Source organism: Arthrobacter sp. GW822-FHT05G07 (assembly GCF_058799755.1).
Map to the genome: position 1 here is coordinate 50,743 of NZ_JBXALT010000004.1, position 19,934 is coordinate 70,676.

Annotated in this window: 17 protein-coding genes and 1 riboswitch; of the genes, 7 read left to right on the top strand and 10 right to left on the bottom strand. The window is 63.9% G+C overall.

The annotated features are described in order from the left end of the window. Nucleotides 1-127 precede the first annotated feature (127 nt). From AC1RJY_RS07500 to AC1RJY_RS07525, 6 genes are read right to left on the bottom strand one after another with little or no spacing between them, the layout of a single operon-like run. The gene (locus AC1RJY_RS07500) at nucleotides 128-1,783 is read right to left on the bottom strand and encodes a dipeptide ABC transporter ATP-binding protein (protein ID WP_498602009.1); all 1,656 of its coding nucleotides are present in this window, start codon (nucleotides 1,781-1,783) and stop codon (nucleotides 128-130) included. Next, nucleotides 1,780-2,727, bottom strand: a complete 948-nt coding sequence (locus AC1RJY_RS07505) for an ABC transporter permease (RefSeq protein ID WP_498602010.1) — start codon at nucleotides 2,725-2,727, stop codon at nucleotides 1,780-1,782. Before AC1RJY_RS07505 ends, AC1RJY_RS07500 begins: the two co-directional genes overlap by 4 nt. 10 nt (nucleotides 2,728-2,737) lie before the next feature. Beyond that, nucleotides 2,738-3,682: an ABC transporter permease gene (locus tag AC1RJY_RS07510; protein WP_498602011.1), complete on the bottom strand. Its 945-nt coding sequence runs from the start codon at nucleotides 3,680-3,682 to the stop codon at nucleotides 2,738-2,740. 7 nt (nucleotides 3,683-3,689) lie between these two features. After that, entirely contained in the window at nucleotides 3,690-5,327 is a 1,638-nt protein-coding gene (locus AC1RJY_RS07515) for an ABC transporter substrate-binding protein (RefSeq protein ID WP_498602012.1), read from the bottom strand. Beyond that, a complete protein-coding gene (locus AC1RJY_RS07520; protein WP_498602013.1) occupies nucleotides 5,324-6,739 on the bottom strand; it encodes an NtaA/DmoA family FMN-dependent monooxygenase in 1,416 nt (471 codons plus the stop codon). Before AC1RJY_RS07520 ends, AC1RJY_RS07515 begins: the two co-directional genes overlap by 4 nt. Nucleotides 6,740-6,788: 49 nt before the next feature. Continuing rightward, on the bottom strand, nucleotides 6,789-7,886 hold the full coding sequence (locus AC1RJY_RS07525) for an LLM class flavin-dependent oxidoreductase (RefSeq protein ID WP_498602014.1): 1,098 nt from the start codon (nucleotides 7,884-7,886) through the stop codon (nucleotides 6,789-6,791). A 35-nt stretch (nucleotides 7,887-7,921) separates the two neighbouring features. Continuing rightward, nucleotides 7,922-8,031, bottom strand: a riboswitch (SAM riboswitch). A gap of 222 nt (nucleotides 8,032-8,253) precedes the next feature. Here AC1RJY_RS07525 and AC1RJY_RS07530 point away from each other — a divergent pair. Both AC1RJY_RS07530 and AC1RJY_RS07535 read left to right on the top strand, forming a co-directional pair. After that, on the top strand, nucleotides 8,254-9,390 hold the full coding sequence (locus AC1RJY_RS07530; RefSeq protein WP_498602015.1) for an LLM class flavin-dependent oxidoreductase: 1,137 nt from the start codon (nucleotides 8,254-8,256) through the stop codon (nucleotides 9,388-9,390). A gap of 39 nt (nucleotides 9,391-9,429) precedes the next feature. Then, on the top strand, nucleotides 9,430-9,879 hold the full coding sequence (locus AC1RJY_RS07535; RefSeq protein ID WP_011776062.1) for a rhodanese-like domain-containing protein: 450 nt from the start codon (nucleotides 9,430-9,432) through the stop codon (nucleotides 9,877-9,879). Here the strand turns inward: AC1RJY_RS07535 and AC1RJY_RS07540 are convergent. Next, nucleotides 9,843-11,375 carry an MFS transporter gene (locus tag AC1RJY_RS07540; RefSeq protein WP_498602016.1) on the bottom strand — a complete coding sequence of 511 codons (1,533 nt, stop codon included), beginning with the start codon at nucleotides 11,373-11,375 and terminating at the stop codon, nucleotides 9,843-9,845. The genes AC1RJY_RS07535 and AC1RJY_RS07540 overlap by 37 nt on opposite strands. Before the next feature lie 193 nt (nucleotides 11,376-11,568). Here AC1RJY_RS07540 and AC1RJY_RS07545 point away from each other — a divergent pair, with 193 nt between their 5' ends. Continuing rightward, on the top strand, nucleotides 11,569-12,975 hold the full coding sequence (locus AC1RJY_RS07545; RefSeq protein WP_498602017.1) for a PLP-dependent cysteine synthase family protein: 1,407 nt from the start codon (nucleotides 11,569-11,571) through the stop codon (nucleotides 12,973-12,975). Nucleotides 12,976-13,358: 383 nt separating this feature from the next. On the opposite strand, the gene AC1RJY_RS07550 is transcribed toward AC1RJY_RS07545, so the two are convergent. Genes AC1RJY_RS07550 through AC1RJY_RS07560 form a run of 3 tightly spaced genes read right to left on the bottom strand, consistent with a single transcriptional unit; the run spans nucleotide 13,359 to nucleotide 16,323 of the window. After that, on the bottom strand, nucleotides 13,359-14,519 hold the full coding sequence (locus tag AC1RJY_RS07550; protein ID WP_498602018.1) for an LLM class flavin-dependent oxidoreductase: 1,161 nt from the start codon (nucleotides 14,517-14,519) through the stop codon (nucleotides 13,359-13,361). Between the two features lie 23 nt (nucleotides 14,520-14,542). Next, on the bottom strand, nucleotides 14,543-15,202 hold the full coding sequence (locus AC1RJY_RS07555) for a methionine ABC transporter permease (RefSeq protein WP_498602019.1): 660 nt from the start codon (nucleotides 15,200-15,202) through the stop codon (nucleotides 14,543-14,545). Nucleotides 15,203-15,204: 2 nt separating this feature from the next. After that, nucleotides 15,205-16,323: a methionine ABC transporter ATP-binding protein gene (locus AC1RJY_RS07560; protein WP_498602020.1), complete on the bottom strand. Its 1,119-nt coding sequence runs from the start codon at nucleotides 16,321-16,323 to the stop codon at nucleotides 15,205-15,207. A gap of 221 nt (nucleotides 16,324-16,544) precedes the next feature. On the opposite strand from AC1RJY_RS07560, the gene AC1RJY_RS07565 reads away from it, so the two are divergent. The 4 genes from AC1RJY_RS07565 (at nucleotide 16,545) to AC1RJY_RS07580 (ending at nucleotide 19,769) form a co-directional block, all read left to right on the top strand. Beyond that, on the top strand, nucleotides 16,545-17,429 hold the full coding sequence (locus AC1RJY_RS07565; RefSeq protein WP_498602021.1) for a MetQ/NlpA family ABC transporter substrate-binding protein: 885 nt from the start codon (nucleotides 16,545-16,547) through the stop codon (nucleotides 17,427-17,429). Nucleotides 17,430-17,488: 59 nt separating this feature from the next. Then, nucleotides 17,489-18,838 (top strand): LLM class flavin-dependent oxidoreductase, encoded by a 1,350-nt coding sequence (locus AC1RJY_RS07570; protein WP_498602022.1) that lies wholly within the window; start codon nucleotides 17,489-17,491, stop codon nucleotides 18,836-18,838. Beyond that, the gene (locus AC1RJY_RS07575; protein WP_011776069.1) at nucleotides 18,835-19,377 is read left to right on the top strand and encodes a GNAT family N-acetyltransferase; all 543 of its coding nucleotides are present in this window, start codon (nucleotides 18,835-18,837) and stop codon (nucleotides 19,375-19,377) included. The genes AC1RJY_RS07570 and AC1RJY_RS07575 overlap by 4 nt, the downstream gene beginning before the upstream one ends. Before the next feature lie 221 nt (nucleotides 19,378-19,598). Beyond that, entirely contained in the window at nucleotides 19,599-19,769 is a 171-nt protein-coding gene (locus AC1RJY_RS07580; protein ID WP_178994140.1) for a hypothetical protein, read from the top strand. Nucleotides 19,770-19,934: the final 165 nt, after the last annotated feature.

Here is a 19,934-nt window from a genome sequence, read left to right on the forward strand (position 1 = left end):
GGCGATGCCAGAAAGCGCTTTCCGCTCACAAGGTTTACCAGTGCCTCAAGTGCCCGGTCAAGGGTTTGACAGGAAATGACTGTCCGGCTTCGTTAGGAAATGTTCGGATTTGAGGCCGCCACAATCGTCAGATTGACACCACCACTCGCCCCGGAATGGCGGAGATCAGCTGGCGGGTGTAGTCCTCCACAGGGTTCTCCAGCACGTCTCCCGCATCGCCGATCTCCACCAGTTTGCCAGCCTTCATGACAGCCACCCGGTCCGAAATTTGCTGCACCACCGCGAGGTCGTGCGAGATGAAAAGGTAGCTCAGAGACTCCTGTACCTGCAGTTCAGCCAGCAGCTTCAGGATCTGTGCCTGCACGGAAACGTCCAGCGCGGATACCGCTTCATCCAGGACCACGAGTTCGGGCTTCAGCGCCAAAGCCCGTGCGATGGCGACGCGCTGCCGCTGGCCGCCCGACAGTTCCGCTGGTCGCCGTCCTCCATAGTCGGAGGGCAGATGCACCTCTTCCAACAACTCTTTCACCCGGCGCTTCCGGTCAGTTGGAGAGCCCTCCGAGAAGGCCCGCAGTGGCTCGGCGATGATCTCTTCCACGGAGAAGCGAGGATCCACGGAAGCGTAGGGGCTCTGGAACACCACCTGGAAGCGACGCCGAAGCTGGCGGAGCCGCTCGCCACGGACGGAGGCAAGGTCCACGCCGTCGAACTCCACCGAACCAGAGGTTGGCTTGTCCAAGCGCAGCAGCAAGCGGGCCACGGTGCTTTTTCCCGAGCCCGACTCACCCACCAGCGCCAACGTCTCGCCGCGGTTGATCCCCAGCGAAACATCGTCGACTGCGATCAAGGTCCTGGCGCCTCCGGCTGTCCGCGGCAGCGTGAAGACTTTCCGGAGGGACTTGGCCTCCACAAGAGGCGAGCTGGGCACTACGTCACTTCCCGCCGTCGAGCTCTTTGCCGCCAGCGAGGGCCGCAGTCTTCGGGGACTGAGCCCCGGTGCCGCCGCGATGAGTTGCTGTGTGTAGCTGTGCTGCGGGCTTCCCAACACAGCTGCGGCGGACCCTTCCTCCACAATTTCGCCGCCGCGCATCACGATGATCCGGTGGGCGCGATCAGCTGCGACGCCGAGGTCGTGGGTGATCAGAAGGACCGCTGTGCCACGCTCGGCGGTAAGGGCTGCGATGTTGTCCAGGATCTGCCGCTGGACCGTCACGTCAAGGGCGCTGGTGGGTTCATCGGCAATCACCAGCTTGGGCCGCGCAGCAAGCGCTGTGGCTATGAGCACGCGTTGTCGCATGCCGCCGGAGAATTGGTGCGGGAACTGGCGGGCGCGGGTTGGGGCGTCGCGGATTCCTGACTCCTCAAGAAGCCGCACGGCGCTTTGGCGGGCGGCCTTCTTGGGCTGGAGTTTGTGGATGGTCAGGGCTTCGGCCACCTGCTCCCCAACGCGCTGCAAGGGATCCAGCGATGCCGTTGGATCCTGCGGAATCAGCCCGATCTCCTTCCCGCGCACCCCCTGCCACTCCTTGCTCGTCAAGCGGGTCAGGTCAGTGCCGTCGAATGTCACGCTCCCGGAGGAAACCCGGGCATTGCCGGGGAGCAGGTTGATGATGGAATGCGCCGTGGTGGTTTTGCCGGACCCCGACTCCCCCACTATCGCCACCACTTCACCCGCCCGGACCTCAAAACTCACACCGGCCACCGCTTTCCGCGGCGTCCCATCCACCAGGTAGTCGACCTGCAGGTTTTCGATCCTCAACAGCGGTTCAGCGTTGGTGTTCATCGCCGGTTCCTTTCAGCGTCCTGGAAAGCATGCGAAATACGGTTGGTGGACAGCACGACGGCGGCAATCACCACGCCCGGCAACGTCACCAACCACCACGCCGCCACAAGGTAGTCGCGGCCTCCGGCCACCAGCGATCCCCACTCGGCGGCAGGTGGTGGTGCCCCGAAGCCAAGGAAGCTCAGGGAAGAAATGGACAGGACGGCCATGCCGAACTCCAGCGCGGACAGGGCGAGAACCGGGCCGGCGGCGTTGGGAAGTATGTGGCGCAGCAGGATGGAATGCCAGCGGACACCTGAAGACCGTGCTGCTTCAACGTAGACGGCTGTACTCACGCGGAGGGCTTCGGCACGCATGATGCGGGCGAAATTGGCCACGCTGGCAACGCCCACCGCGATGGCAATGTTGATGGTCCCGAAGCCCAGCACTGTGATGAGGGCCAAGGAAAGCAGGAGACTTGGGATTGCCAGCAGGACATCCATGACGCGCATGATGGCGTCATCCACCCATCCCCTGATGGAGCCTGCCAGCAAACCCAAGGCGGATCCTGCCACCAAACCGACAGCGACGGCCACGGCGGTCGCAGCCAAGGAGGTCGCCGAGCCGTGGACCACCCTGGAGAACAGGTCGCGTCCCAGGCTGTCTGTTCCGAACCAATGCTCCGCGGACGGTGGCTTGAGCCGGTCCGCGGGAACCCCTGTGTCCGGCGGCCAGTGCGTAAACGCCGCGGGAATGAGCGCCCAAAGGACCACCAACACCAGAACGGCAACGGACAACACCAACCCCGGCTTGCCGAAGACGTGGCGGATCCTGATGACCCAACCGGGAACGGAAGCCTGGCCTGAGGCAGTTGGAGCTGAATCGGAGATGGCGGAGCCCGCGAGCTTCGCCTCCGGGGAGGCCGTATTTCCGGACGTCGTCTCCCTGACAAGTTGCTGCGTCATGTTGGCCCTCCTAGGCCTTGGCCCGCGTGGTGTTGATGCGCGGATCCACGAGCGGGTAGATCAGATCCACAATCAAGCTGGTGATCACGAAGATTGCTGCGGCCAGCACCACCAGCGTTTGCACCACAGGGATGTCCCTGCTGTTCACCGCCGTCACTGTGAGGCGGCCAATGCCTGCACGGGAGAACACTGTTTCGCTCACCACTGCACCGGCAAGCAGGTTTCCAACCAGGATGCCCAGCATGGTGAGGGTAGGAATGGCCGCGTTCCGCAGAGCATGGCCGAAGTTGATCAGCGCTTCACTGGCTCCCTTAGCCCGGATTTGTTCGATGTACGGCTCGCCCAACGTCTGGCGCAAGCTGCGGGTCAGCAGCTGGGCGATCACGGCTGAGGTGGGTATCGCCAGAGTCAAGGCCGGAAGCACCAGGCTCTCGCCGCCGTCGTTCCCTATCGCCGGGAACAGCCTCAATCTGAACGAAAAGAACTGCAGCAAAAGGAGGCCAATCCAGAAGGTGGGCACCGCGATACCCAAGGGCGGCAGGGAAGAGAAAGCGTGGCGGATCCAGCGGTCGCGGCTGAACGCCGCAACCACTGCCAGGGCACTGCCCAGGAGAACCGCCAGGGCGAAGCCCGCCATAGCCAACTTGATGGTTTCAGGCAGGACTTCGGCCACCGTCTGGGTTGCAGGGACACCATTTTTGATGGAGAGCCCGAAGTCCAGCTGGAGCGCCTTGAACAGGGCTACGAAGTACTGCTCGTGGATAGGCCTGTCCAAGCCGTACTCAGCCCGCAGCTTCTCCACGAGTGCCGGATCCACCGCGTTCTGTTCGTCGCCGCTGGCCATGATGCTCACGGCGTCGCCGGGCAGCAAGTACAGGATGAGGAAGGACACTGTGTAGGCGGCCCAGAGGACGAAGGCGCCCTGCAGCAACCGTTGGCCGATGTAGCGGATCATGGGATTCCTACTTGCTCAGCCAGGCGTCGTAGAAGTCCAGGCGGCTGGAGGCTTCAAAGGTGAGGCCCTTGACGTGCTCGCTGGCGGAGATGGTGGTGGACAGTTCATACAGCGGGATGGAGTGGGCGTCCTTGATCAGGATTTCCTGTGCTTGGTCCACCAGCTTCTGGCGTGCGTCCTTGTCCAGCGCCGCGGCCTGCTCGCCCAGGACGTCGTCCACGGGCAGCTTCTCGCGCAAGTTGCTTCCGCCACGGGCTGTGGTGGAGGCAAACACCGTCCGAAGGACATCCGGGTCGCTGCGGGTCAGGTTGCCGTAGGAGAAGTCATAGCTCTTGTCGGCCTGGGCAGCCGTAACGTCCGCGATGGTGGTGAACTTCAGCTGCAGGTCCACGCCAATCACTTTGAGCTGCTGCTGGACGAGTTCCAGGACTTCCTTGGGCGACTGCCAGTAGGTGACCTTGAAGGAAAGCTTTTCACCGTTCTTTTCGCGGATGCCCTCTGCGCCCTCTTTCCAGCCGGCATCGTCCAGGAGCTTCTTGGCGCCGACAGGATCGTGCTTGAGCAGCTCGCTGTAATCCTTGAAGTACGGCGTTGTGTGGGAGAGAACACCCTTAGCCGGCTGGTCCGCTTCCGTCAGCAAGGTCTTGGTGATTTCCTCCCGGTTGATGGCCTTGGAAATGGCTTGGCGAACAGCCGTTTCCTTGAGCTTCGGGGTGGACTGGTTGGCGTACAGGTTGTAGACGACACCCGGGTTGGCGCGGGTTTCGTTCCAGAAGCCGTTGCCGTTGAACAGGGTGATGTCAGCTGCGGAGATCGCTGCCGTGGCGTCTATCTGCCCGGACTGCAGGCTGCCCGTGCGGTTTCCCGCCTCCGGAATGATCTTGAAGGTCACAGTGTCCAGATACGCCTCGCCCTTGTTGCTGTTGGTGGCGGCGGGCCAGTTGTAGCCGGCCCTGCGTTCCAAGACGGCTTCCTTGTCCACGGTGTAGCTCTTTACGCTGAACGGGCCGGAGCCGGAGAACTTTCCGGCGCAACGGTCCGCCTCGGAGAGAGTGGCAGACGCCGGGGACAACAGGCCGAGCGTGAACGTGGACGTCGCTTGGAGGAACTGCGCGTTCGGCTTGGAGAAGTCCACCACCACGGTCTGCGGGTCCTTCACGGTGATGGCGCTGACGTCGCTCAGGTACGTGGACCCAAGTGTTGCTTTGGCACCGAGTGCCTTGATGGCCTCGAAGTTGGTCTTCACCGAGGCAGCATCAATCGCGGTCCCGTCGGCGAAGGTCGCACCGCTGCGGAGTGTGAACGTGAAGCTCGTGGCATTGGTGTTGGTTTCGAACTTCTCCGCAAGCCACGGGACGATCTCGCCCGTCTTCGGATCCTGCGACGTCAACGAGGCCACCGTCTGGCGGGCAATCGCGATCGCATCGTTGTTTCCCACCTGCTGCGGGTCGATGCAGCCACGGTCCACGGACACGGCGAAGTTCAGGTTGCCACCCGAGACCGGCGTGGCGTCGGCACTTTGCTGAGTGCCGGCGTCGGCCCCTCCGGCGCAAGCTGAGGCGAGGAGCGCAACGGCTCCCAGGACGGAGACGACGGCGGCAGGTTTCCGCAGCTTGCGGTCTGCGGGATGGTTGGGGACGCTCATGCGACTTCTTCGCTTTCAGTGAGTTGGGTGCTGGTGAGTGATCCGCGGCGGGTCAGCGGGGCGCGGAGGCCGAGGTTTTCGCGGAGGTTGGTGCCTTCGTATTCGGTGCGGTAGACGCCGCGGTCCTGCAGCCGCGGAACCAGTTCGTTGACGATGTCGTCCAGGCCGCCCGGAACGATCCACGGAGTGATGTTGAAGCCGTCAACGGCGCCGGCGTGGGCGTATTCGGCGAGTTTGTCCGCAATATCGTCGTAGGATCCCACCAGGCCACGGCCATTGAGCCGGGAGCGGGCAGCGACGAACTGGCGGATCGACTGGCCGTTTTCCTTGGCGTCAGCTCGCCACTGGGCAGCGAGGTCCTTGGCGCTCTTCCCGTGGAAGGCGTTGCCGCGGGTGGGGTTGGTGACGTCCACAATCGGGTCGATGTCCGGCAGCGGACCGTCGGGGTCGTATTCGGTCAGGGTTCGTCCCCAGAACTGTTCCAAGTAGGCGATGGCCGTCTCAGGGCCCACCTGCAGGGACCGGACCCACTGGTGTTTCTCCTCAGCTTCTGCCGCTGTGGCACCGAGGATAAACTCCTGGCCCGGAAAGATCTTCACGTCATCCGCCGGGCGGCCGGCCTTGAGGGTGCGGGCCACGATGTCGTCCCGGAATTCCTTGGCGTCTTCCAGTTCCGGGTGCGCAGAGAAGATCACATCGGCGTTTCGAACAGCGAAGTCGCGGCCGTCCGGTGAGTCGCCTGCCTGGAACAGGACCGGGTGCTGCTGGCTGGAACGCGGCAAGCGCCCGGTGATTTCGACGTCGAAACTCTCGTCGTGGCGCTTGACCGTGCTGATGGCGTCCTCGCGGAGCCAGCGCGGATCATTCCGGGACCCGGCGATTGCACCGTCGGCCCAGGAATCCCAAATAGCCTTGGCCGTCTGAACGAACGCTTCGGCCCGGGTGTAGCGGTCCTCGTGCTGGAGAAACCCGCCGCGCCTGAAGTTGGCACCGGTCCATGCGTTGTCCGTAGTGACGATGTTCCATGCCGCACGGCCGCCGGACAGTAGGTCCAGGCTGGCCAAGCGGTGGGCAAGGTCCGCGGGATCGTTGTATGTGGTGTTTTGCGTGGCCACCAGACCGATGCTGGTGGTGACGGCTGCGAGCGCGGCGAGTGCGGTCTGGGCGTCGGGACGGCCGACGACGTCGAGATCGTGGATCCGGCCCAGGTGTTCCCTAAGGCGCAGTCCCTCTCCGAGGAAGAAGGCGGAGAAGAGGCCGCGTTCAGCTGTCTGGGCTACCCGGCGGAATGATTCGAAGTCAGTTTGCGAGCCGCTCTGCGCGTCCTTCCATACGGTGGTGTGGTTAACGCCTTGGAAGAAGACACCGAACTGGATCTGGCCGTTGCCTGCGATGCGGTGATGATGGGTCATGGTTCTGCTCTCTATGTCTGGCTCGTGGGCTCTTGGCGGCGGGCGATGGTCAGGCCGCGGCGAAGCGGTTCGCGGGACGGGGAAGTCCGAAGGTTTCCCGCAACGTGCGTCCCGGGGCCGGCGGTACCACCAGCCCGGTGCGGCGCAGTTCGGGCAGGACCTTGTTGGCCAGTTCGGGGAGGTCCACGTCCAGTACCGCTGGCTTGAGGCGGACGCCGTCGGCTGCTGCGAACAGCGTGGTGAGCAATTCCACCAGCCCTTCCGCGCTGCCCACGTAGCGGGCACCGCCCGTCCACTCTTCGTACGAGTCCAGCTCGGCCAGGCGGTCCTCCGCGGCTTGTCCACGGGAATCGAGGATGACGTCCAGCTCCACGAGTGTCCGTGGAGCGCCGGCCGTGGCTGCCGCTTGGGCTGCCTTTGCGAGGGCGTCCGGGGTTTCCGCGGTGATCAGGGCAACGTCAGCTTCGACGGCGGGAAGCAGCTCAGCGGGCGCGAACACCACCACCTGGCCTTGCAAGGGGCGCGGGATGATGGACGGTCCCTTGACGGAGAAGCGTTCACCTTCGAAGTCGGCGTGGTGCAGCTTGTCCCGGTCAATGTAGCGGCCGGTGGAGACGTCACGGATCACCGCGTCGTCTTCCCAGGAGTCCCACAGCCGGCGGCTCGCCTGCACGGCGTCTGCGGCTTCGCTGGTGTTTTCTCCTGCAGGCAACGGTGCTCGGCCCACCGATCGGGCTTCCTCTTCAAGGTTGTCCGCGTTGACCAGCCACCCTGCCCTGCCCAGCGAGGAGTAGTCCAGGCTGGCCAACTGCGTAGCCACATGGAACGGTTCGGTGAAGAGCGTTCCGGCCTCAGGGACAAGACCGATGGACCGGGTGATCGCTGCTGCAAAGGCCGCCCGCTGGATCGCGTCCAAACGGCCCGCAATCCCGGTGCTTCCAGGATCCACAACGCGGGTGTCCTTGAACGTTGCCACATGGAAACCGGCGATGTCCGCTGCTTGGACAGTTTCACGGATCCGTGGGCCCCCCAATAGTGCCTGCGGATCATGGTGGGCCTTGCGCCACGACGCTGGGTGGGCGCCATCGCCGTCGAGCTCCAATGCGATGACGCGGGAGCGGAATTCAGGTACAGGAGTGGAAGGCATGATTCTCTCTTTCAGAGCCGCGCGGCGGCCGGGACGACATTCACTTGCCGCATGTGCGGCCTGGTCTGTTTCCGGAGCACCCCGCCACTTAATGCCTGAGGGTTGCCGCAGCACGAGCCGGTCCTTGGCATGCTGACTCTTGACCTGGACTTGAATCTAGGAGGCTGTCCAAGGAATGTACAAACCGCTGGACTTGCGGCGTCAAGGCGGGAAATACCGCGTCAACGGGCTGCCAGATTCGTCATTTTCGGGCCGGAGAAGGCGCTCTTGTGACGGTCCGTTTCGCCGGATTTCGCTGGATTTAGTCCGGTTGAGCGGGGTGACGGATCGGCTTTGGGCTCTGCGCCGGGCTCCGTAGTGTCGTGCCATGCCGAAGCCTTCAGTTACTCCCCTGTCCGTCCTTGACCTCAGCCCGGTGTCGGCCGGGCAGACCCCCGGCGAGGCACTGCGCAGCACGCTTGACCTCGCGGCTGCTGCCGAGGCTTCCGGCTACTCGCGCTACTGGTTGGCCGAGCACCACCTCAATACCGGCGTTGCTGGCTCTGCTCCGCACATCCTTGCCGGTTTGGTGGCATCGGCCACCAAGACCATCCGTGTAGGGACCGCGGCCACGCTACTGGGGAACTACAGGCCGCTTCAGATCGCAGAGAGCATCGGAACGCTCGCGGCAGTATTCCCTGACCGCCTGGACCTGGGCTTTGGTCGCTCAGGTCCGCCCAAGTCGCCCAGCGAACCGGCACCCGGAGTGGTTCCCGCTGCGGAAGCCGTCAGCGATCGCGTGGTTGACGGTTTGCTGATCCCTTCACCACGACCCATCTTCGGCGCTGTCCTGCCCAGGAAGTTCCGGTTGCAGGGTGAACTGCTGGGCCGCTTCCCCGGGGATACGGACAACTTCGAGAACGACGTCCAGGACATCATCGGGTTCTTCACCGGCGACTACCGAACGAAGCACGGCGAGGAAGTCACGGCTACCCCGGCTCTGGGACAGGCGCCGCAGTTCTGGGTCCACGGCTCAACAGCCGGGCCAAGCGCACGGCTAGCGGGAAAACTGGGCCTTCCCTTCGGTGCGAACTACCACGTTGCACCCGCGGGCGTGCTGGACTCCATCGCCGAGTACCGCGCACACTTCGAACCGTCCGATACCTTGCAGGAACCGCACGTGATCGTCTCGGCAGACGTGTTGGTGGCCCCGGACGAACACCAAGCACAGCGACTCGCCCGCGGCTACGCCCAGTGGGTTTACGGTATCCGCAGCGGCCAGGGTGCCATCCCCTACCCCTCGCCGGACGATGCCCTGGATCTTCCTTTGGAAGCGGAAGCCCAGGAACTGATCAAAGACCGCGTGGACACCAGACTGGTGGGCGACCCCCACCAAGTCAGCGCCAAGCTGCGCACGCTGCAACGCGCCACCGGAGCCCAGGAACTGCTCATCACCACCATTGCCCACGACCCCGCCGACCGGCAGAACTCCTACCAACTGCTCGCCGAGGCCTGGGGTCTCTAGCTTTCCGATTTTCCAACCACCACCTACAGAGGGAGCACCATGTCCATCGAAACCACAGTTCAGGAATCAGTCCAGGAAGCGGTACAAGAAGACACCCAGCTGATTACCGCCGAAGCCGCCGCCAAACTCATCGAAGAAGGCGCCCTCCTGATCGATGTCCGCAGCGAAGGCGGCCGCGCCAGCACCGGCGCAGTCCCCGGTGCTGTGGTGGTCAACCGCGAGCATGTGGAGGAAGACTTCAGCCCGGAATCCGCCCACCGCCTGGCCCAAGTCAGCGGGACGGACCAGAAGATCGTGGTGTTCTGCGGCTCCGTGAACGGCTCACGTCCCGTCGCGCAGAAGCTCAAGGTGCTCGGCTACGCCAACGCGGTCCACGTGGACGGCGGCTTCCCGGCACTCCGCGACGCCGGCGTCCCCACCACCGGGCCGACGGCCCCGCCGGCTCCCGCAGCTCAGGCGTCCACTGGTTCGGTGGCCTCCGAACGCTGAGCACCTCCCGCCGTCGGACGTTCCGGCGTAAGTACTGCCGCCGCCGTCGGGGCTTCCATCCCGGAAGTCACGACGGCGGCACTTGCGTTTCTGCGGTCCCGCGCCTCGCGGAACCAGTCGAGTCCGCCGGCGAGCAAGGCGACGCCCAGCAGGACACAGCACATCACGATGCCTTGGTGGAAAGCGTCCCTTGAAGCCTGGCCGGTGGCCGCTCCCTGGGCTTGCAGGAACATGCCTGCGGCCGCGGCTGAACACATTGCCGCCGCGAATCGTTGGCTGAGTTGGTAGAAACCCGCCGCCACTCCGGCGGTGCAGGCAGGTGCGTGCGCAAGCGTGAGTGTCTGGTTCGGGGCGACCACCAGTCCGGTGGCTACACCCTGGGCAAGCCCGACAGCAGCTACCGCGAGAGCCGCTGTCCCGCCGTCGAGCCTTTGCACGAAAAGGTCCTTGGCAATTAGGCAAGCCAAGCTGCCCACGAGCGCGAAGACGATTCCGGCACGCCCGTACCGGGCTACGAAACGCCAACTGAAACTGGACGCCAGCAGCATCCCGGCGGCTTGCGGCGCGAGGATGGCCGCGGCCGCCAACGGCGCCATCCCTGTCCCGGAGAGGAAGTAGAAAGCGGTCACCGCGGCCATTCCGGCGCCGACGCCGAACTGGCAGAGCGCCACCACCGTGCCCAAGGCGTAACCCCTGGATTTCACCAACGAGGCACTAAGCAACGGGGTTCGGCCGCTCCGGTGGTAGAGGATCTCCCAGCCGGCGAAGGCCAGGAGGGCTCCCGTACCGACCGCCAACGACGTCACGGCGATGATGCCCGCACCGTAAATCGTTGGGATGAGGGAAGCGATCACCACACCGCCGAGCAACAAGGCGCCCAGGACGTCTATTGAGGGCTTGCTGTTTTCCAGCCGCTTGGCCGGACGTGGCAGGAGCCTGAACGCAAGCGGCACGAGGATTAGCACCAGCGGAACATTCGCGAGGAACAGGATCCTCCATCCGATCTCGGGGTCGCCCAGGGACAAGACAAGTCCGCCGATCAGCGGTCCGCATACCGCCGCGGACCCGCCAGCGGCAGCGTAGGCGCCAAGTGCTTTCGCACGGTCGTGTCCCGAATAGATGTCCTGCAGGAGGCCAAGGACCTGCGGATTCAGGGTGCCCGCGCCGAGACCTTGGAGGAGCCTGGCGATGATGACCAGCGACGGGTCGGTGGCCAGGCCGCCCACCAGGCTGGATGCCCCGAAGACGGCAATGCCGGCGATGAAAAGCGTGCGCCTCCCGACGATGTCGCCCAGCCTGCCTGCGGGAACCAACGCGACGCCGAACGCCAGCGAGTAGCTGGCCAGGATCCACTGCACAGACCCTGAGTCGGCATGCAGGGAAGCGGACATCGCGGGAACCGCCAACACGAACATTGACTGGTCCAACAGCGTGATGAATCCTGCACCGAGGCAAAGCCAGAGAGCGGAACGTTTAGCGTGATTTCCGTGGCCCATGATTGAGGACTCTAGGCGCGTCCCTGCTGGCTTTTGGCATCGCAAGACACCCGGTTAAGGGGCATTAATCCGGGTTACCGCGGGTGACCTGTTTATGACTCTTTGGGGCTTGTTCGCCGACGCTCCGGTCACGGAAGGACGCAGCGGGAAACGCTTTTTTGTGGGGCGATGTCCGCGTCCTAGCGTGGGCCGCATGACCGTGTATGAATCAGTCTTGGACGCAATCGGCGGCACTCCCCTGCTTCGACTGAAGCGGCTTGGCGAAGGTGTCCGGCCCCGCATTTACGCGAAACTCGAGTTCCAGAACATCGGCGGGAGCGTGAAAGACCGGGCTGCCCTCTCCATGATCCGGGCCGCAGAAAGCGCGGGCCTGCTCGGACCGGGCGGGACTGTGGTGGAAGGGACCAGCGGTAACACCGGCATCGGCCTGAGCTTGGTGGCCGCGCAGCTGGGGTATCGCTCGGTGATCTTCGCTCCGGCGGCCACGGCTGCTGAAAAAATACGCCTCTTGCGCGCTTTCGGAGCCGAGGTCCACCTGGTGGTCGATTTCGTTCCGCGATCCGATCCCGGCCACCTGGCCAATCGGGCGGCGGCCTTCGCTGCGGAAACCCCGGGCGCCTGGCTCGCCTTGCAGTATGACAACCCTGCCAACCCCCAGGCCCACTTGGAGGGAACCGGGCCGGAGATCTGGGCCGACACCCGCGGGTCGGTAACCCACTTCGTGGCCAGCGTCGGGACGGGCGGGACCATTAGTGGAACCGGTCGGTTCTTGAAGCAGGCCAGCGACGGCCTGGTGCAGGTCATTGCCGCCGATCCCGAGCACTCCCGCTATGGAGGCGGCAATGGTTCGCTCAAATACACCGAGGGCGCGGGCCATCCTCTGCACCCGGCGTCTGTAGAAGACATCTGGCCCGAGGCGTTCGACACTGCTTTGGTGGACAAGTACATCAGCGTCAGCGATGGTGATGCCATTTTCACCGCCCGCCGCGCTGCCCGCGAGGAAGGCCTCCTCATCGGTGCCACCGGAGGGACCGCCCTGGCCGCAGCGTTGAACCTGGCCGAAACGTTGGACGAGGACCACACCATCGTGGTGATCCTGCCTGACTCCGGCAGGAACTACCTCTCCACCTACTTCGACGACCACTGGCTCACCTCGCTCGGATTCCTGGAACCCACTGCGCCGGAAGGAACCGTCCGCTCGTTGCTCTCCGGATCGCCCGCTGGAGTCCAGCTTCTGGCGAGTGGCCTCACAGTGGCGGAGGCCGCCGTCGAACTTCACTCCCGGGAACTGGCTCCGAACGAGCCTGTGTTCTTGGTGCTGGACCGGGGCGAAAGCTTTGGAACAGTCCACCCGCGCGAAGTTGTGGGAGTGGTGACGCTAGGCTCGTTGGAAACCGTTCAGCCCTCCGCGCCGGCCGTCTGTGCTGCCGTTCCCTATCGCACGTTTGCTGCGGGCATGCCGGTGAGTCTGGTGGTTGCGGAGAAGACGTCACAGTCCGCGAGCCGAGGCCCGGCGGAAACGGCTGCCGAAGGGGAGAGTGCCGAGCAGGAGATCATCGCGGTCCTGGTCGACGGCCGAATCGCCGCCACCCTCCCCTAACCACCGACGCTCTCTCACATCCCAAGCCCTTCCAGCCATCCCTCTCTCACATCGATGTGGCTAAAGGGGAGTGCCCGGGTGCCGGAATAGCGGTGGATCCGGGGTTGGCCTGACACTCCGGGCTTTGCCTGGCGGGCAGGACTCAAATACCTTCATCGGACGGTCCCAACGGCGGGAGCAGAGCTCGACGGCCTGCACGGTGGAAGCGGGCCGTGGGAACCTCTGCATTACCTTCCAACGAAGAATCACGTATAGAAGACCCACCGCCCGGGACGCCCCTAGGCGGGCGTTGGTGAACCCAACGGGATGTGAGAGAGGGACGGCGGGAAACGCTTGGGATGTGAGAGAGGGTCCACGGGAAAGGCATGGGATGTGAGAGAGGGTCAGGACGCGTCGGCCAGCACCCGTGCCCGGGCGGCGGCTCGGGTTGCAAGGAGCTCCTCGGCGGTGCGGCCATGTTCCCGGTGCGCCACTTCCTGTTTCAGCTGCGGGATCACGTGCTGGCCAAACTCAAGGGCATCAGGTACGAAGTCGTAACCGCGGAGACCGAAGATCTCGAAGCCGAGCTCGTGGTAGTCCAGGATCGCCTGGGTGACGGTGTCATAGGAGCCGACCAACGCCGTCGCGCTTCCTCCTCCGCCGCCTGCCGCTTTGGCGAGGGCCGTCCAGAGGGCGCGGTCGTGGAGGTCCGCGCGTTCCGCTGCCGCGAGGAGCCGTTGGGTGCCGGCGGCTTCGGGCTTCTGGTTATAGTGGCGGACAGGATCAATCACCTCGCCGGCAGACCGGCGGGACTCGAGCCTCGCAAGGATGGCGTGCGCTTTCTCCCAGGCCAGCCCATCGGTCGCCGCGACGATCGGCCGGAACGCGATCTGCCAGCGCAACGGCTCAGTACGCCCCACCGCGGCGGCCCTCGCAAGGATCTGCTCCTGCTGCGAAGCCGCGTCGACCAGCGGCTCACCGAAGAGCGCATAGATGTCAGCTTCGGCGGCGCCCACAGACCACGCGGCTTCCGAGGACCCGCCAAAGGAAATACCCGGTCTTTTCCCGGCAAAGGGCGCCAATCCGGAGGCGAAGTTCTCAAAGCGGTAGTGCTCGCTGTCCCAACTGAATGATTCGCCCGACCATGCCCGTCGCACGATCTGCATGTACTCCTGTGTCCGCCCATACCGCGCATCCTTGGACAGGAAGTCACCTTCGCGGGCTTGGTCGGCTTGGCTTCCACCGGTGATGAAGTGCACGGTCAGCCGCCCTTGGGCAATGTGGTCCAGCGTCAGGAAGGACCGCGCCGCAAATGTGGGGTGGGAGACGTTGGGGCGGTGCGCCAGTCGCAGTTGGATCCGTTCCGTGTTCGCGGCAACCCACGCAGCATGGACTGAGGGATCCTGTGTGGTGGAGTTGTACGCAAAGAGTACGTGGTCCCAGTTGTTGTCCTCGTGGATCCGCGCAATGCGGGCAGCGTAGTGGGGGTCGAAGAAGGGCGTGGTGGCCGGCGAAGTCTCCGTGGAGTCGTTGCCGGCACCCATGCCGAGGAACTCGATAGGCATTGAAGCTCTCCCTGAAAATAGAGTTAGCGGCGAAGGATGCGCTGGGCCAGGAAGTTGCCCAGCAACTGTGCGGCCTGCACCATAACGATGATGATCAGGACTGTCACCAGAGTGACTTCCCAGTTGAACTGCTGATAGCCGTACATGATGGCGAAATTGCCCAGCCCACCGCCGCCGATGTACCCGGCCATGGCAGACATGTCCACTATCGCGATGATCATGAACGTGTAGCCCAGGATCAGCGGTGCCAGCGACTCGGGAATCACTACGGACCACAGGATGTGCAGCCGGCTATCGCCCATAGCACGCGCGGCTTCCACCACGCCCGGGTCGGAGGCCACCAGGTTTTGCTCCACTACACGGCCAATCACGACGCCGGCCATCAGCGCCATGGGCAGGATCGCCGCCGTCGTGCCAATAGTGGTGCCCATGATGATCAAGGTCAGCGGCGCAATGGCCGTGATGAAGATGATGAACGGAATGGGCCGGATGATGTTCACCAGGAAGTTCAGGAACGAGAACACGGCTTTATTGGCAAACAGGTTTCCGGGCCTGGTGGCGTAGAGGGTGACGCCCAGCGCTAGCCCGGCGGTGCCACTGAGCAGGACGGTGATGACCACCATGTAGATGGTCTGTTGGAAGGATTCGCCCAGGACGGGCAGGAGGGTTGTCCAGTCGGTCATGGCTATTCTCCGGCGTTCGCGGGGACGGGAAGGTGCGGTACGGCACGCTCGGCTCGCGCCGCCGTCGGAATTTGGCGTTCGACGGCGGTGACGTCGCCAAGGTCGGCGAGCGCGGCGTCAATCGCGGCGTCGCTGCCCGTGAGTTCGTAGGTGAGTGTGCCCAGGATCTTGTTCTGGATCTCGGTGACGCCGCCGAACACCACGCTGGAGCCCACGCCGTGGCGTTCAAAAGTGGCGGCCACAAGCGGCGTGGGTGCAGCCTCGGAGATGCCAATGGAGACGAGTTGGCCGGGATGCGCGGCGGAGAGGCGGGTGACGGTGTCCGGCTCGGGTGTGCCGTGGACGGCTGTGGAGACGAAGCGTTGGGTGGAGGCGCTCTGGGGGTCGGCGAACACCGTGTACGTTGGTCCGGTTTCCACCACGCGGCCGGAGTCCATCATGACTACGGTGTCGCAGATTTCGCGGACTACGTGCATTTCGTGGGTGATCACCACAACGGTGGTGCCAAGTTCCTTGTTGATGCGGCGCAGGAGCCCCAGGACGTCGCGGGTGGTTTCCGGGTCCAGGGCGCTGGTGGCCTCATCGGCGAGCAGGACGTCCGGGGCGTTTGCCAGCGCACGGGCGATGCCCACGCGTTGCTGCTGCCCGCCGGAGAGTCGGCGGGGATAGGTACCGGCTTTGTCGGCGATGCCCACGAACTCAAGCAGCTCGTCCACGCGCGGCTTGATCTTATCTTTCGGCCAGCCCGCCACCTTGAGGGGGTACGCCACGTTCCCGAACACGGTGCGGGACTTCAGGAGGTTAAACTGCTGGAAGATCATGCCGATTCCGGCGCGGACTCTCCTCAGTTCGCCCTCGGGGAGCGAAGAAATGTCCTGTCCCTTCACGAACACCTGGCCCTGAGTGGGTCTCTCCAAGCCGTTGAGCAGGCGTACCAGCGTGGACTTGCCGGCACCGGAGTAACCAACAATGCCTACGACGGTCCCTTCTTCAACGTCCAGGGTGACGTCATCCACCGCGCGTACCGGTTCCGCTCGCCGGGTGCGTCTGCTTCCTTGGAGTTTGCCGCCTTGGACCGGGAACACTTTACTGACGCCGCGCAGCGAAACGATCGCGCTCACCGGAGCCTCCTTTAGGGGTTGATTGGATGCCCATTCCAACAGCGCCCCAGCCCTCGCATCGAACCCAATGACCCCCTGTGACCTGCGGTTTCTTTCCTTGACGGTGCGCGTCGGAGTGTTGCGAAGGCGTTCGATTCTCACCGCGGCAACTGCCTAGCGTGAGGCGGGGGAACACCCCGTACCTTCCATTCGCATCACTACCCTTTGTACGGAGAAGCATCATGAAGAACCGCCTGTTAGTAGCCGCCGTCGGCCTGATCGCCGCCCTATCGCTCTCGGCATGCGGGGGTGCTTCCAGTGGTTCGTCAACGGCCGCCAACACCAAGGTGGTCATCGGCGTGGACGACGGCGCCGAGGAACACTGGACCCTCCTGAAGAACAAGCTGACGGACCAGGGCATCGACCTTGAGGTCAAGAACTTCACGGACGGTGCCCAGATCAACACGGCAACCCAGCAGGGCCAAGTGGACATCAATCTGTTCCAGCACCTGAAGTACCTCTCGCAGTTCAACGTCAACAGCAACGGCACGCTGGTTCCTGTTGGCGCCACCGCTGTGTACCCGCTGGCGCTGTACTCGGAGAAGTTCAAGTCCGTGGAGGAGCTGCCGGCCGATGCCGAAGTTGCCATCCCGAACAACCCCACCAACCAGGCGCGTGCCTTGCTGAACCTGCAGACCGCGGGGCTGCTGCAGCTCAAGGACGGTGGCAACTCGCTGTCCACCCCTGCTGAGATCACCTCGAGCAAGATCAAGGTTGTCCCGGTGGACAGCAACCAGACGGTCAACGCGCTCAAGGGGACCACGGATGCCGCCGTGGTGAACAACACGCAGGCCCAGAAGGGCGGCTTGGGCGACGAGAAGATCATCTTCAAGGAAGACCTGAACTCGGAGTCCTTGGCACCTTACATCAACGGCTTCGTAGTGAAGGCGGACCGCAAGGACGATCCCACGTGGAAGAAGATCGTGGATGCTTACCACTCCCCCGAGGTTGAGGCGTCGGTGACCAAGCTCAACGACGGCAACCTTCAATTCAAGGCTGACTGGACGGCAGCCAAGCTGCAGGAAGTCCTCACCGCCGAAGAAGAAGCCATCAAGAAAACCAAGTAACTGTTTGCAGGGTGCCCGTCCCGGGCGGGCACCCTTTTCGAACATTCAGGAACAGGCCCATGAACCAGACACTCATCCGTGAACGCCAGCAGATCCATTTCTTCGCCTACCTCGTGGGCACCGGCATCCACCTGGCTTCATGGCGCCACGAGACAGCGTTCCCTCAGGCGAGCATCGATTTCGCCCACCAGGTACAGCTCGCCAAAACTGCCGAAGAAGCCAAGTTCGACGCGATCTTCCTGGGCGACTCCCTGGCGATCGACGAGACGTCCAACCCCGGCATCCTCAATCGCTTCGACCCCATCGGCCTGGTCACGGCCCTTGGCGCGGTCACCAGCACCATCGGCCTCATCGCCACGTCCTCCACGTCCTACGACGAGCCCTTCAATTTCGCCCGCGCCGCCCTCACCGCGGACCACATCAGCGGCGGACGTGTCGGCTGGAACATCGTCACCACCCGGGACCTGACCAACAGTACGGCCGGTAACTTCAGCGCCGATGAACACTTTGACCACAGCCTCCGCTACCGCCGCGCTGAAGAGTTCGTTGAGGTGACCCAGGGCCTGTGGAATTCCTGGGACAAGGACGCTTTCCTCTACAACAAACCGCAGGGACGATTCTTCGACCGCCGGAAACTCAGCCGCCTGGACTATCAGGGCGAGTTCTTCAAGGTCGCCGGTCCCCTCAACATCGGACCGTCCCCGCAGCACTCGCCCTTGCTGGCCCAGGCGGGCACGTCCGTCCCCGGGCAGCAGCTGGGGGCAAGGTCCGCCAACGCGCTTTTCGCGAGCCACCCGGACATACCGCAAGCACGGCAATATCGGGAATCAGTCCGTGCCCAAGCGCAGGCGTTCGGCCGTGATCCGGACGAGCTCTATGTCTACCAAGCCATCTCGCCCGTGGTCGCGGACACCCGCGAGGAAGCTTTGGAACGCATCCGGGAACTGGACAGCCTCATCACCGATCAGCAGGTCCTGGACTTCCTGCAGGAGTACTTCGCCGGCCAGCTCGATTTCACCGGGCTCGGAGCGGACGCCACGGTATCCCAGTCCGGCATTCCCACCATCACCCGGCCCCGGACCGACTTCCGTTCCGCCGGGGAACAGATCCAGGGCCGCGAGGACGAGGTAACACTCAAGGATCTCTATTCGATCCTCACCGGCGACAAACGCAACCACGACTTCATCGGAACCCCGCAGCACGTTGCCGACTCATTGGCACGCTGGCACGCAGAAGGCGCCGCCGACGGCTTCAACCTGATGTTCTCCCTGCTTCCCCAGGATCTGGAGCGCTTCGCCACCGGCGTCATTCCCTTGCTCCAAGAACGCGGTCTGGCCCGCACGGAGTATTCGGGAACCACGCTCAAGTCACACCTCGGACTCGATCCGCAGCAGAAAGGACGACCATGACCACCACAGCAACCGCCGCCACCGGCACCTATGTGATTCGCCAGGCCCGCCACGAGGAGTACGACGCCGTGGGGCGGCTGACATACCAAGGTTTCGGTCACCATCTTCCCGGCGCGCATCAGCCCGACGAAGAGCGTCTCAGTCTCTTGCTGGATGCTGCCGCCAGGGCCCGCGAAGGCGTGCTGCTGGTAGCCGAAGACGTGGAAACCGGCCGCTTGGTGGGCACTGCCAGCCTTCTGCCCTTCGGCTCACCCCTGAGTCGGCAGGCCGAAGAAGGCGAAGTGGAGCTCAGGCTGTTGGCGGTGCTGCCGGAAACGCGCAGGACGGGCCTTGGCCGCAGGCTCCTGAATGAATCTGCCCGCTTGGCCGCCGCCAGAGGTGCCGAACGGGTGGTCCTGGACACCGCCGTCGACAATGAAGCGTCCCAGCGCCTCTACCGCCGTCTGGGCTACGTCCGCCGGCCCGACCGTGAGAAGGAACGGCCCGCACCCAAGGTGCAGCTGGTGGTCTACACACTGGACTTGCTGCCCGCCGCTTGAGTCGCTGAGGCGGGGACGCGACGCACGGGTTACACGGAGTCATGAGGAACGTGTAATCGGTCACACTTAGCCGGATTTACTTGTCAACCGTGGTGGGCAGCATGAACCATGAATGAGGGAATTCGTTCCCATACAACCTGAATCAGCAATCCTCACCGACGAGGATGCGGCCCCTGCGAAGAAGCTTGGGGCTGTCAACGGCCTGAGTGAAAGTACTGACAATGACGACACATACTGACTCCATCACGCTGAAAATCTGGGACAAGTCGGCAATCGACCACACCATCGATGCCGCCATCGAGTCCCTCTCACACCGCGCTGCCGCCGAAAATTGCGGAATCGCAGTCACCCTGAGCGGACCGAAAACCTTCACGGTCAGCCTGAACCGCTAAGCAGCTCAAGCACTACGCAAGAGGACGACGCCGGGACCTCCCGACGTCGTCCTCTTGCGTTTAAGCGCGCGCATCTCCCGCAGTTGTTTGCCTCCCCCCATCTTGTACGGCGGGAGATTCGAACAAGTCCGGGTTCCATTTGTGCACCAGTGGTCCTCGAACCCG